13 protein-coding genes are annotated in these 13099 nt (G+C 67.5%); 5 read left to right on the plus strand and 8 right to left on the minus strand.

The window, feature by feature from the left end; all coding sequences use genetic code 11:
- Both AC5Y6Y_RS24490 and AC5Y6Y_RS24495 read right to left on the minus strand, forming a co-directional pair.
- A complete protein-coding gene (locus AC5Y6Y_RS24490; RefSeq protein WP_463826816.1) occupies positions 1-1182 on the minus strand; it encodes an NAD(P)-dependent malic enzyme in 1182 nt (393 codons plus the stop codon).
- A gap of 89 nt (positions 1183-1271) precedes the next feature.
- Positions 1272-2261, minus strand: coding sequence for a malate dehydrogenase (locus AC5Y6Y_RS24495; protein ID WP_463826692.1), 990 nt, complete (start codon positions 2259-2261; stop codon positions 1272-1274).
- 210 nt (positions 2262-2471) lie between these two features.
- Here AC5Y6Y_RS24495 and corA point away from each other — a divergent pair, with 210 nt between their 5' ends.
- Positions 2472-3563, plus strand: a complete 1092-nt coding sequence (gene corA / locus AC5Y6Y_RS24500; protein WP_463826693.1) for a magnesium/cobalt transporter CorA — start codon at positions 2472-2474, stop codon at positions 3561-3563.
- Positions 3564-3569: 6 nt separating this feature from the next.
- On the opposite strand, the gene AC5Y6Y_RS24505 is transcribed toward corA, so the two are convergent.
- The 6 genes from AC5Y6Y_RS24505 to AC5Y6Y_RS24530 are packed head-to-tail and all read right to left on the minus strand — an operon-like array spanning position 3570 to position 8952.
- Complete coding sequence (locus AC5Y6Y_RS24505) at positions 3570-4142, minus strand: suppressor of fused domain protein (RefSeq protein ID WP_499930629.1); 573 nt, start codon at positions 4140-4142, stop codon at positions 3570-3572.
- The gene (locus AC5Y6Y_RS24510) at positions 4139-5311 is read right to left on the minus strand and encodes an ABC transporter ATP-binding protein (RefSeq protein ID WP_499930631.1); all 1173 of its coding nucleotides are present in this window, start codon (positions 5309-5311) and stop codon (positions 4139-4141) included. Before AC5Y6Y_RS24510 ends, AC5Y6Y_RS24505 begins: the two co-directional genes overlap by 4 nt.
- Positions 5312-5319: 8 nt before the next feature.
- The gene (locus AC5Y6Y_RS24515; protein ID WP_499930633.1) at positions 5320-6159 is read right to left on the minus strand and encodes a carbohydrate ABC transporter permease; all 840 of its coding nucleotides are present in this window, start codon (positions 6157-6159) and stop codon (positions 5320-5322) included.
- A complete protein-coding gene (locus tag AC5Y6Y_RS24520) occupies positions 6149-6967 on the minus strand; it encodes a carbohydrate ABC transporter permease (RefSeq protein ID WP_499930644.1) in 819 nt (272 codons plus the stop codon). The genes AC5Y6Y_RS24515 and AC5Y6Y_RS24520 overlap by 11 nt, the downstream gene beginning before the upstream one ends.
- Positions 6968-7017: 50 nt before the next feature.
- Positions 7018-8412 carry an extracellular solute-binding protein gene (locus AC5Y6Y_RS24525; protein ID WP_499930635.1) on the minus strand — a complete coding sequence of 465 codons (1395 nt, stop codon included), beginning with the start codon at positions 8410-8412 and terminating at the stop codon, positions 7018-7020.
- Between the two features lie 15 nt (positions 8413-8427).
- Positions 8428-8952 carry a YflT domain-containing protein gene (locus AC5Y6Y_RS24530; protein ID WP_463826698.1) on the minus strand — a complete coding sequence of 175 codons (525 nt, stop codon included), beginning with the start codon at positions 8950-8952 and terminating at the stop codon, positions 8428-8430.
- A 115-nt stretch (positions 8953-9067) separates the two neighbouring features.
- On the opposite strand from AC5Y6Y_RS24530, the gene AC5Y6Y_RS24535 reads away from it, so the two are divergent.
- The 4 genes from AC5Y6Y_RS24535 (at position 9068) to AC5Y6Y_RS24550 (ending at position 13073) form a co-directional block, all read left to right on the plus strand.
- Positions 9068-9598, plus strand: a complete 531-nt coding sequence (locus AC5Y6Y_RS24535) for a DUF4190 domain-containing protein (protein WP_463826699.1) — start codon at positions 9068-9070, stop codon at positions 9596-9598.
- Between the two features lie 73 nt (positions 9599-9671).
- Positions 9672-10982: a magnesium transporter MgtE N-terminal domain-containing protein gene (locus AC5Y6Y_RS24540; RefSeq protein WP_463826700.1), complete on the plus strand. Its 1311-nt coding sequence runs from the start codon at positions 9672-9674 to the stop codon at positions 10980-10982.
- Entirely contained in the window at positions 10979-11521 is a 543-nt protein-coding gene (locus tag AC5Y6Y_RS24545) for a DUF1003 domain-containing protein (protein WP_463826701.1), read from the plus strand. The genes AC5Y6Y_RS24540 and AC5Y6Y_RS24545 overlap by 4 nt, the downstream gene beginning before the upstream one ends.
- Positions 11522-11648: 127 nt before the next feature.
- Positions 11649-13073 carry a lytic transglycosylase domain-containing protein gene (locus AC5Y6Y_RS24550; protein ID WP_499930637.1) on the plus strand — a complete coding sequence of 475 codons (1425 nt, stop codon included), beginning with the start codon at positions 11649-11651 and terminating at the stop codon, positions 13071-13073.
- Positions 13074-13099: the final 26 nt, after the last annotated feature.

Raw genomic sequence — 13099 nt, forward strand, 5'->3', positions numbered from 1 at the left:
TCAATCGGAGAAGTCGGCGGCCAGAGCCACCGCTTTGGCCACCGCGTCGCCGACCCGCCGGTCCAGCGGACTCGGCACGATCCGGTCGATGGCCAGGTCTTCGCTGGCCACCGAGTAAATCGCCTCGGCCGCGGCAACCATCATCTGCTGGGTGATACGGCGTGCCCCGACGTCCAGAGCGCCGCGGAAGATCCCGGGGAAGGCCAGCACATTGTTGATCTGGTTCGGGAAGTCACTGCGCCCGGTGGCGACGACGGCGGCGTACCTGGCCGCGACGTCGGGATGGATCTCCGGGTCGGGGTTGGACAGGGCGAACACAATGCCGTTTGGCGCCATGGTGGCGATCAGCTCTTCGGGCACCAATCCCCCGGAGACACCGAGGAAGACGTCGGCGCCGTCGAGCGCTTCGACCAGTCCGCCGGTGCGCCCACTCGGGTTGGTGCGACGCGCCAGTTCATCCTTGACGACGTTCATGTCGTCGCGGCCGCTGTGCACGATGCCGCGCGAGTCGAGCACCGTGATGTCTGAGATTCCGCTCGCCAGAAGCAGATTCGTGCACGCGACACCCGCGGCCCCGGCACCGGAGACCACCACCCGTACCGCGGCCATGTCCCGGCCGAGCACCTTGGTGGCACCCATCAGCGCCGCCAGCGCGACGATCGCCGTGCCGTGCTGGTCGTCGTGCATTACCGGGCAATCCAGCGCCTCGATCGCCCGTCGCTCGATCTCGAAACAGCGCGGCGCGGAGATGTCCTCGAGATTGACCGCGCCGAACGTCGGGCGCAGCCGCACCAGGGTTTCGACGATCTCGTCGGGATCCTTGGTGTCCAGCACGATCGGGATCGCGTTCAGGCCGCCGTATTCCTTGAACAGCGCGCACTTGCCTTCCATCACCGGCAGCGACGCGGCCGGGCCGATGTCACCCAGACCGAGCACGGCGCTGCCGTCGCTGACGACGGCGACCAGCCGGTTGGCCCAGGTGTAGCGGGCGGCCAGGGTGCGATCGGTGGCGATCGCGCGACTGACCTGCGCCACGCCCGGGGTGTAGGCGATCGACAACGCACGCTTGGTATCCAGCGGTGCCGTGAGTTCCACCGACAGCTTGCCGCCGACGTGTGCCTCGAAGATTTCCTCGTCGGTGATCACGACCTGCGGTGTTTGCTCGGGAAGACTTGTCATCATGTCAAGCGTCTCAGACACAGCCCTCAGCGTACTCAGCCCGGCCGGCGATCCCCGAACCGCTGTCGCGTACCCGCCTCAAGCGAGCAGGATCAGATCAGCTTCAACTCCGTGACGGCGTTGCGCTCGTCGGCCAGCTCGCCGGTGGTCGCGTTGATCTTGCCGCGGGAGAATTCGTCGATCTCCAAACCCTGCACGATCTCCCACTTGCCGTCCTTGGTGGTGACCGGGAACGACGAGATCAGGCCTTCGGGCACGTCGTAGGAACCGTCGGAGTACACGGCCATCGACACCCAGTCGTCCTTCGGGGTGCCCAGCAGCCAGTCCCGCGCCGCGTCGACGGTCGCCGATGCGGCCGAGGCGGCCGAGGAGGCGCCGCGGGCCTCGATGATGGCCGCGCCGCGCTTGGCGACGGTCGGGATGAAGTCGTTCTCGACCCAGTTCTGGTCGTCGACCACCTCAGCGGCGTTCCTGCCACCGATCTCGGCGTGGAAGATGTCGGGGTACTGGGTGGCCGAGTGGTTGCCCCAGATGGTGACCTTCTTGATGTCGGTGACCTTGGCGCCGGTCTTCTTGGCCAGCTGGGAGATCGCCCGGTTGTGGTCCAGGCGGGTCAGCGCGGAGAACCGCTCCTTGGGGATATCGGGAGCATTGCTCAGCGCGATCAGCGCGTTGGTGTTGGCCGGGTTGCCGGTCACCCCGATCCGGACGTCGTCGGCGGCGACCTCGTTGAGCGCCTTGCCCTGGGCGGTGAAGATCGCGCCGTTGGCCTCCAGCAGGTCGCCGCGCTCCATGCCCTTGCTGCGCGGCCGGGCGCCGACCAGCAGAGCCAGGTTCACCCCGTCGAAGATCTTGTTCGCGTCGGCGCCGATCTCCACGCCGGCCAGCAACGGGAACGCACAGTCGTCGAGTTCCATCACGACACCCTCGAGCGCCTTGAGGGCGGGCTCGATCTCGAGCAACCGCAATTCGATCGGGCGGTCCGGGCCCAGCAGCGAGCCGCTGGCCAGACGGAACAACAGGCTGTAGCCGATCTGGCCGGCGGCACCGGTGACGGCGACCTTGAGAGGACTTGCGCTCACGTCGGTTCTGCTCCTTTGACGGATCCTCGTTCGACGGATCCTCTAGACGGGTTTGGCGTCGAAACTAGCGCACCGGCGCCATCACGAATCCGCCGGTCCATGCCGTGGCTGGGAATCCGCTGTCTGACCGGCTGTAGGCACTGATGAAAGGCGCCTGAACGCGTACGATGACCACCGCCGGTCAGACCTGTCCAGCGATCGGAGGTCGATGTGTTCCCTGGATTCGACGCATTGCCCGAAGCGCTCAGACCGGTCGCCCGGCAGAAAACGCAACACGTTCACCCGGTCCCCGATCCGCCGGTGCCGACCCTGGTCGACTGCGGTGTCTACGTCGACGGCGCCCGGCTGCCCGGTAAGTGGGCGCCCGCCGAAGCGCTGGCCAAAGTTCGAGAACTCGGACAGTCCGCCTTCGTGTGGGTCGGGTTGCACGAACCTGACGAGGCCCAGATGCAGCAGGTGGCCGACGTCTACGGATTGCACCCGCTGGCGGTCGAGGACGCCGTACACGCCCACCAGCGGCCCAAGCTGGAGCGCTACGACGAGACTTTGTTCCTGGTCCTCAAGACCATCAATTACGTGCCGCACGAGTCAGTGGCGCTGGCCCGGGAGATCGTGGAGACCGGCGAAATCATGATCTTTGTCGGCGCGGACTTCGTGGTCACGGTCCGCCATGGCGAACACGGCGGCCTGCACGAGGTCCGCAAGCGGATGGACTGCAATCCCGAACACCTGCGGTTGGGTCCCTACGCGGTGATGCACGCGATCGCCGACACCGTGGTGGACCACTACCTGGCGGTGACCAGCCTGATGGAAGACGACATCGACGCTATCGAGGTGGTCGCCTTCGCGCCGGAGCGCTCAATCGACGTCGAGCCGATCTACCTGCTCAAGCGGGAGGTCGTCGAGATGCGCCGCTGTGTCGCGCCGCTGTCGGCCGCATTCATGCGGATGCAGACCGACAACAAGGACCTGATCTCCAAGGAGGTCAGGCGCTACCTGCGCGACGTCGCCGATCACCAGACCGAGGCCGCCGACCAGATCACCAATTACGACGAAATGTTGAACTCGCTGGTGCAGGCCGCGCTGGCCCGCGCAGGCATGCAGCAGAACATGGACATGCGCAAGATCTCGGCCTGGGCCGGTATCGTCGCCGTGCCCACCATGGTCGCCGGCATCTACGGGATGAACTTCCACTTCATGCCGGAGTTGGACTCCAAGTGGGGCTACCCGTCGGTGGTCAGTCTCATGGTGATCGTCTGCATGTTCCTCTACTTCAATTTCCGGCGCCGAGGCTGGCTGTAACCCGAGCTAATTGGGTTGCGCGGCAGGACGATTCGGGTCCAACACGTCGACGCCGTCGCTGAACCAGGCCTGGCGCATCGCTTCGGCACCTTTGAGCCGCACCCAGGCAGCCTCGGTCGCGGTGACCGGCGTCGCGGAAAAGAATTCCACCGGCGCCCGCGGTGCCTGCAGCGGCAGGTCGGCAATCTCGCTGTGCCCCAACAACACCGCGGTGAACGGCGCGCCCGACCACAGTGGCGCACCCAGGTCGATCAGCGCGTCGACCACCAGCACCATGCCTTCCACCGCCGGGGTCGCGGCCACTATGGCCAGGCTGCGCGCCAATCCGGTGACCGGTCCCGGATCACGCAGCCGCAGCACCACTTCGGCACGCGGGCCGCGAAGCTGGTCGGTGACCAGCTCGGTCGGATCGGTCATCGCAGCCCGCGAACATCCCAGGGTGACGTAGTGCGTCACGCCGGCCGCGCGGAACCGCAACACCTCGATGGGTTCGGCACCGAGGAAGGTGACACTCGCCGAATCCGGTTCGATACCGGCGAAGTGACTGCGCAGGTGGCCCCGCACCGCGTCGAGTGTCACTTGAGGCGCGGCAGCGTGAGGTTCACGCCGGTGTCGGCGTCGAACACAGCGATTTTGCCGGGATCGAAGGCCAATTCGATCTGCTCGCCCATGGCCGCCTTCGATTCAGCGGAAACCCTTGCCACGAACTGATTCTCGTTGACCTCCGATTCGGCGGCCACTTCGTCCAGCCGGGCCGAGTGAACTTCGGGACCGGCCGTGGTGAAGTACACATACTTGTCCGACCCCAGCGATTCGACCAGGTCGACGCCGGCCGGGAACACCAGCGAACCGATCCGCTGATAGCCGTCGATCAACGCGGCATCGGCGATGTGCTCGGGGCGCACCCCCACGATGACGTTGTCCGGTGCGGCGTGCGATGCGATCACATCCTGCACCTCGGGGGACAGCGTCACCTCGCCGAACGGCAGCTTCAGCCCGAGGGTCGTCAACGTGGCAGGGAAGAAGTTCATCGCCGGCGAGCCGATGAAGCCGGCGACGAACAGATTCGCCGGCCGCTCGTAAAGCTCAGTGGGCGTACCGATTTGCTGGGCCAGACCGCTGTGCATCACCACCACCCGGTCGCCCAGCGTCATCGCCTCGGTCTGATCGTGGGTGACATAGACGGTGGTGGTACCCAGCCGCTTCTGCAACCGCGCGATCTCGCCGCGCATCTGCACCCGCAGCTTGGCGTCGAGGTTGGACAACGGCTCGTCCATCAGAAATGCCTTGGGGTGGCGCACGATTGCCCTGCCCATCGCGACCCGCTGCCGCTGGCCGCCGGAGAGCTGCGCGGGCCGGCGATCCAGCAGGGCAGTCAGATCCAGGATCTTCGCGGTCTCCTCGACCTTCTGCGCGATGTCGGCTTTCTTCAGCTTGGCCAGCGTCAGCGGAAACGCGATGTTCTGGCGCACCGTCATGTGCGGGTACAACGCGTAGGACTGGAACACCATGGCGATGTCGCGGTCCTTGGGCGCTTTCTCGTTGACCCGCTCCCCGCCGATACGCAGCTCGCCCGACGAGATGTCCTCGAGTCCGGCGATCATGTTCAGCGTGGTGGTCTTTCCGCAGCCGGACGGGCCGACCAGGATCAGGAATTCGCCGTCGGCGATGGTGATGCTCAGGTCCCGCACGGCCACGTGACCGTCGGCGTAGCTCTTGTGCACATGTTCCAGCACGATCTCGGCCATCGCGTCAACTATCCCTTCACAGCCCCAGAGGTCAACCCGGCGACGATCTTTCGCTGAAAAACCAGTACGAAGACGATGATCGGAACCGTGATGACGATCGCTCCCGCCGCGATCGATCCCGTCGGCTCCTCGAACTGCGAACTGCCGGTGAAGTTCGCGATCGCCACCGGCGCAGTCGTCGCAGCCTTGGTGGCGGTCAGCGACAACGCCAGCAGCAGGTCGTTCCAGGCGAAGATGAACACCAGGATGGCCGCGGTCACCAGGCCGGGTGCCGCCAGCGGCGCGATCACCTTGACCAGCGCCTGCGCCGGGGTCGCGCCGTCCATCTTGGCCGCCTTCTCCAAATCCCACGGGATTTCCCGGAAGAACGCCGACAGCGTGTAGATCGCCAGCGGCAGCGCGAAGGTGATGTAGGGCAGGATCAACCCCGGCCAGGTGTCGAACAACCCGATCGCCCGTTCGATGTCGAACAACGGCGTCACCAGCGAGATCGCCGGGAACATGGTGATCAGCAGCGTCATACCGATCAGCAACCGCTTACCTGGGAATTCAAGGCGCGCAATGGCATACGCGGCCATGGCACCGAGCAGCACCGCGATCACGGTGGTGATCAACCCGATTCCGATCGAGTTGATCAGCGCCGAGCTGAAGATGTCGCCGCGGAAGATGCCCCGGTAGTTGTCCAGCGTCACCTGGGCCGGAATCAGCTTGCCGTCCTTGACATCCGATGTCGGTTTCAGGGAAAGACTGAAGATCCACAGCACCGGCAACAGTGCGTACACCAGCACCAGTGCGTCGACGACGACCCAGAAAGCGACGCGACGGCCCTCGAACCGTTCAACGGCCATCGGCAGCACTTCCCGGAGCCGCCGCACCGAACAGCTTGATGAAGATCAGCGCGATCATCCCGACGCAGGCGAAGATGAGCACGCTGATCGCCGAACCCAGACCCAGATTGAAGCCTTTGAACAAGTTGTCGTAGCCCAGGATCGACACCGAGCCGGTGTTGTTGTCGCCCGCGGTCAACACGTAGATGTTGTCGAAGATGCGAAATGCGTCCAAGGTGCGGAACAGCAGCGCGACCACCACCGCGGGCTTGATGATCGGCAGGGTAACCTTCGTCAGCCGCTGCCAGGCGCCCGCGCCGTCGACGTGCGCCGCCCGGAGCAGGTCCTCGGGGACCAACGCCAACCCGGCCAGCAACAGCAGCGCCATGAAGGGCGTGGTCTTCCACACCTCGGCGAGCACCACGATGCCCAGCGACGGAATCTGATGGGTCAGCGGCGCGCTTCCGTCGGGCAGCAGACCGGCCAGGTAACCGGTGCCCGGCGTCCACGCGTAGTACCAGCTGTACGACGCGACCACCGTGACGATTCCGTACGGGATCAGCACCGCGGTGCGCACCAGCCCCCTGCCGAACAGGGTGCGATGCATCACCAGCGCCAACGACAGACCGAGGATGAACTCGACCGTCACCGAGACCACCGTGATCCCCAGCGTCACAGCCAGGGCGCTCCACCAGTACCGGTCGGTCAGGACGGTCTGATAGTTCTCCAGGCCCACGAAGACGGTGTCCTCGGGCGTGGCCAGGTTGTTGCGCTGCAGGCTCAGCCACATCGCGTAACCGATCGGATAGGCCGTGACGGCCAGCATCATCGTCACTGCCGGCGCGACCAGCAGGTACGCCAGCCGCCGCTCCGAGGCGGTCACGGCAGCAACCCCTTGCCGTCGAGGGCCTTCTGCACTTCAACCACCAGGTCGTCGGCGGTGCGCTCGGGGTCGATCGCGGTGATGGGGCTCAGCGCCGACGCCAGCCGGATGGACAACGCCTGGTAGGCGGGGGTCGCGGGCCGCACCGCGGCCTCGGTCAGCTGTTGGCGAATGATGCCGTACATCGGGTACTTCGCCTGGAACTGCGGGTCGGAGTACAGCGAGACCCGCACCGGCGGCAGACCGCCCTCCATCGACACGTACTTCTGGTTCTGCAGGTCGCGCAGGCACCGGACCGCTTCGAAGGCCTCAGCCCGGTGGCGGGTGGTCGACGCCACGGCCAGGTTCAATCCTCCGATGGTGACTCTGGCCGGGCGACCGTCCAGGCCGGGGTAACGCGCAAAGTCGAACACCTTGCGGCTGGCCGCGTAGGCGGTGCGGAACTGCTCGTCGCTGGGTGCGAATGTGCCGAGCTTGTTGACACTGCCGGCCAGCTCGGGCAGCCGGTCCAGGCGCAGGAACGGCACCCCACCCTTGACCGCATTCTCCAGTAGCGACGCCAGGACGTAGGGCCAGTTGACTTCCAGTGCGGCGCGGCCCTGTTCGACCGCCAGGCGCGCGGTGCCCTCGTCGCTGCGGGTGATCGACGGGTCGGCCCCCGGCGCGGTGGCCACCGATTTCATGATCCGCAGCGCGGTCACGGTGGCGGCGCGGTGCTCGGGGGTGTCGGTCAGGGTGACGTGCTTGCCGTCCTCGGCGAGCACCCGACCACCGGCGCTGGCCAGCAACGTGTTGAACCACACCACCAGACCTTCGCCCTCGTTGCCCTGGCCGGCAATCCAGCTGGGCTGGCCGGCTGCGTGCAAGCGGGTCGCCTCAGCCAGCATGCCGCTCCAGTCGCGCGGCGGCTGCACCACCAAATCTGCTCGGTACCAGAGCAATTGAGTGTTAGTGGTCAGCGGCGCGGCGTACAGCCGATGATTCCAGGTGGCCGTCTGCAGCGGGCCCGGCAGGGTATCGGCCACCGCGTCGGACTCGGTCAGCCCGGACGGGTCCGCCGATAACGGCAGCGCCCAGCCCGCCTCGGCGAACTCCGCGGTCCACACCACGTCGAGGCCCATCAGGTCCAGGGTGTGATCGTTGCCGGTCAGCCGGCGGGCCAGCTGCAGGCGCTGTTGGTCGGGCGACCTGGCCAGACTCACCTGAGCGATGCGGTAGCGCCCGCCGGCTTGCGCCGTGCAACGCGCCGCCATCGCGGTGTAGGTAGTCCCGTCAGTGGCCGGGGTATACAGGCTGATCGCCAGGCCGGAATTCCCAGAGCCGCAGGCCGCGGTCACCGACGCGACGGTGAGCGCCGCCAGCGCGGCCGCCCCCCAACGCCGCAACAGCAACCTTCCGCCCCAGCGTCAGATCGCCAGGCGCGCCAGCAGGTCTCGTGCCTTCTCCGCGTTCTGCGGATCGCAGAGCACGTCGTAACGCCCGGCCACCAATTGCATGGTCGAGCTGAAGTCCCTGGTCCCGCGCGCCATCGCGTAGGGCACCGCTGAGGTGATCAAACCGAAGAAGACTCCGGCGACCAGGCCGGTGACCAGCGCACCCCACGGGTTCGGGCTGAAGAAGCCCAGCACCAGCCCGATGAACAGCCCGAGCCACGCGCCGCTGAGCACGCCACCACCCAGCACCTTGCCCCAGGTGAGCCGCCCGGTCACCCGTTCCACCTGCATCAGGTCGACGCCGACGATCGTCACCTGCTGCACCGGAAACTCTTGATCGGACAGGTAATCGACGGCGCGCTGCGCCTCAGCGTAAGTGGGGTACGACCCAACCGGCCAGCCGTTGGGCGGGGTGGGCAATCCGGGCACATTGCGCCGACCCGCGGCACCGCGGCCCGCCGCGGGCCCGGGTTGTTCGGGCTGGAATGGGCTAGTCATCGGTCCTCATTCTTTCACGTCCCTGGTCCACGCACTATGCAGCGGGCCCGGCCGCGTCCGCAACGGTCCGGATATCCCCTGGCCACCGGCCCGTGCGCGGGTAAAGTCGACCACCATGACAGCTCCCCGCGACGACGGCGCGGCCTACGGGGGATCCTCGTCCCCGTACGACGAAACCCAGTGGGCAGTGCCAGGGTCCTCGCAACCGGCCCCGAGCTACCCGCCCCCCTACCCGTCGACGCCGCCGCCCGGCTACGCACCTCCGCCGAACTATGGCGCCATGCCGTATCCCGCTGCGCCGCCTCCTCCGGCCTACCCGGCTCCCGGTTACCCGCCCTATCCGGGACCGATCAGTCCCTACTACCCCGCCGCCCCCGGCAACAACGGCATGGCCCTCGCGGCGCTGATCACCTCGATCGTGGGTGTGGTGATCGGCATTCCGCTGATGTTGTTCTGTTTCATCGGGGCGGCGCTGCCCATTACCGCCGTGGTGCTGGGCGTCGTCGCACTGAACCAGATCAAACAAACCCAGCAGCCCGGACGCGGCATGGCGATCGCGGGCATCGCGGTGGGTGGGACGACGCTGGGGCTCGGCGCGGTGTTTTTCATCATCTACCTCGTCGCGATGGCCGCTGCCAGCCGCTGATCGCACACCCCGCGCGACCCGTTCGGCGGACTCGCCACGCGTGACCGCCGAGGGCGCTCCTAGGCTCTTATCTATGGGATCCGTCAACAGGGTGTACGTGGCGCGGTTGCCGCGCATGATGGTGCTGGGTCCACTCGGGGAATCCTTCGGACGGGTCCGCGACGTCGTGATCGGCATCAGCATCGTGCGTCAGCAACCCCGGGTACTGGGGCTGGTCGTCGACCTGGCCACCCGGCGCAGCATCTTCATCCCGATGCTGCGAGTCGCAGCAATCGAGCCCAGCGCGGTCACGCTGAGCACCGGCAACGTGTCGCTGCGTCATTTCGAGCAGCGGCCGGGTGAGGTGCTTGCGGTGGGCCAGGTGCTGGACACGCAGGTCAAGGTCAACGATCCCGACCTGCCGGAGTTGGCCGGACTGGACTTCGTGGTCGCCGATCTCGGGATCGAGCAGACCCGGACCCGCGACTGGGTGGTGAGCCGGGTCGCGGTGCGCACCCATCGCCGGCTGCGACGGCGCGGGCCGGTGCACGTAGTGGACTGGCAGAACGTGCACGGCCTGACGCCGTCGGCGCTGGCGATGCCCGGGCAGGGTGTGGCTCAGCTGCTGGACCAGTTCGAAGGGCGCAAGGCGGTCGACGTCGCCGACGCCATCCGTGGCCTGCCGTCCAAACGCCGCTACGAGGTGTTCAGTGCCCTCAACGACGAGCGGCTGGCCGACATCCTGCAGGAGCTGCCCGAACTCGACCAGGCCGAGGTGCTGTCCCAGCTGGGCACCGAGCGCGCCGCCGACGTCCTGGAGGAGATGGATCCCGACGACGCGGCCGACCTGCTCGGCGTGCTCAATCCCACCGACGCCGAGGTGTTGCTGACCCGGATGGATCCCGACGATTCCGACCCGGTGCGACGGCTGCTCAAGCACTCCCCCGACACCGCGGGCGGTCTGATGACCTCCGATCCGGTGGTGCTCGCCCCGGACACCTCGGTCGCTGAGGCGCTGGCCCGGATGCGCGACCCCGACCTGACCGCCGCGCTGGCGTCGATGGCGTTCGTGTCGCGGCCACCGACGGCCACTCCGACCGGGCACTACCTGGGTTGTGTGCATCTGCAGCGGCTGCTGCGCGAGGCGCCGGCCGAACTGGTCGGCGGAATCGTCGACAGCGATCTGCTGACCCTCACACCGGAGACCCCGCTGGCCGCGGTGACCCGGTATTTCGCTGCCTACAACCTGGTATGTGGACCGGTGGTCGACGATCAGAACCATCTGTTGGGTGCGGTGACCGTCGACGACCTGCTGGATCACCTGCTACCGCATGACTGGCGGGTGGACGTGCCGCAGCTCGACCCGGCCGGCCGGCCGGCACGACCCGGAGGTTCATCGGAGTGAGCAAGTCCTCGACCCCGCGGGGCCTGTACACCCCGCGCACGTCGCGCCGATTCACCCCCCGGCTGGATCCCGAGGCCGTAGGGCAGATCACCGAATCCATCGCCCGGTTCTTCGGCACCGGCCGCTATCTGCTGCTGCAGACGGTGTTCGTGATGATTTGGATTGCCCTGAATCTGTGGGCCGTGCGCTGGCGGTGGGACCCCTATCCGTTCATCCTGCTCAACCTGGCGTTCTCCACCCAGGCGGCCTATGCGGCCCCGCTGATCCTGCTGGCCCAGAACCGGCAGGAGAACCGCGACCGCGTGGCCCTGGAAGAGGATCGGCGCCGCGCCGCCCAAACCAAGGCCGACACCGAGTACCTGGCGCGCGAACTGGCCGCGCTGCGGCTGGCCGTCGGCGAGGTCGCCACCCGCGATTACCTGCGCCACGAACTCGAAGATCTGCGCGACATGCTCGCGAATCTGGCGGCCGGGGCGCCGGACGGTGACGCCGTGCGGGTGCCCGACGGTGCCGAGCGGCGAGCTAAGAAATCGAGCTGAGAAACCTCTGAACCATTGCGCAACTCCCGTTACAAGAGTTATGTATGGTGATCTAGTTCACGAAGCTAACAAGACGCTAACAATCAGGTCAGCTTTCCCGGCGGCTCATGAATCGAGGACGGTCGAGGTGCGCATAGGGGGACGCTGGGGTGTTGGCCCGGCCGTCGCGAAAGTGCGGCAGGGGGCACTTCACGTGACGAGGACGCCGGCTTTCGGCGTCGTGATGATCTCCCCCCTGATCTTCGCCGGCGCGGTCAGCGGCGCGGCGCCCGCGATGCACGGCAAGCTGCCGTCGCGCACCGCGATCGCACCGGTCGCCGCAGTGGGCCCGGCTCCGCACGTCGACCTGTCCGGCCCGACGGTCATCTCCGTGCAGCGGGTGCCGACCAGCTTCCACGTCGCCGCCGCGCACAGTTCCGCGCCACCGCCCCCGACAGTCGTCAATTCCCCTGGCGCTCTTGGCATTCCGATCATGGCTTTGTCTGCATACCGCAACGCCGAGCACAAGATGTCCACGCTGGAACCCAATTGCGGGGTCAGCTGGAATCTGCTCGCCGGGATCGGCCGCATCGAATCCGGCCACGCCGGAGGCGGCGCCGTCGATGCCCGCGGCACCGCAACCAACCCGATCTACGGTCCGTCGCTGGACGGCTCCCTGCCCGGCAACGAGGTGATCGTCCAGAGCAACCAGGGCAACCGGGTGACCTACGCCCGCGCGATGGGACCGATGCAGTTCCTGCCCGGCACCTGGGCGCGCTACGCCATCGACGGTGACGGCGACGGCATCCCCGATCCGCAGAACCTGTTCGACGCGACCATGGCCGCTGCCCGGTATCTGTGCAGTGGCGGGCTCAACCTGCGGGACCCGGCGCAGGTGATGGCCGCGATCCTGCGTTACAACAACTCGATGTCCTACGCCCAGAACGTGTTGGGCTGGGCCGCCGCCTACGCCACCGGTGTGGTCCCGGTCGACCTGCCGCCGATCACCGGACCGCCGCCGCCCATCGGCGATGCTCACCTCGAGCGGACCGAAGGCCTGGGACCCAACCTGCCGCTGAATGTGACCGGACTGGGCGTGAACGACCCGCTGGGGCAGCACATGCCGTTGATCGACTTCGGTCAGCCGCAGATCGTGGCGCAGTACCCCAACCTGAACGGTCCGCCGCAAGCACCGGCGTGGCCCTGGCTGCCGCCGGCCCAACAGCCGGCCCCGCTCCCGACGAACACCCCGGGATGCACGCTGATCTGCATCAGTTCGCAGAACCCCGAGGCTGTTCAGCCCGGGATTGCGCCGGTTCCCAACGGGGGCATCGTGCTTGCGCCGGCTCCGCCGCCGGCCGCGCCGCCGTTCCCGGACCCGTTTGCTCCGCCCGCCGCCCCGGCGCCGATGGCACCGCCGACCCCGGCCGCTCCGGCCCCTGCCGCTCCGGCCCCGGCAGGCCCGGCACCGGCCCCGCGGGCGCCCAACGCGTCGCCGTCGCCCAAGCCGGCCGGTCCGCAGCAGCCCAGCCCGCCGGCGCCCGGCGAGCCGGCGCTCGGCCCGGTCAGCTGACCGTCCGGGAGCCCGCGCCGCACGCC

This window comes from Mycobacterium sp. NGS24 (assembly GCF_059813065.1).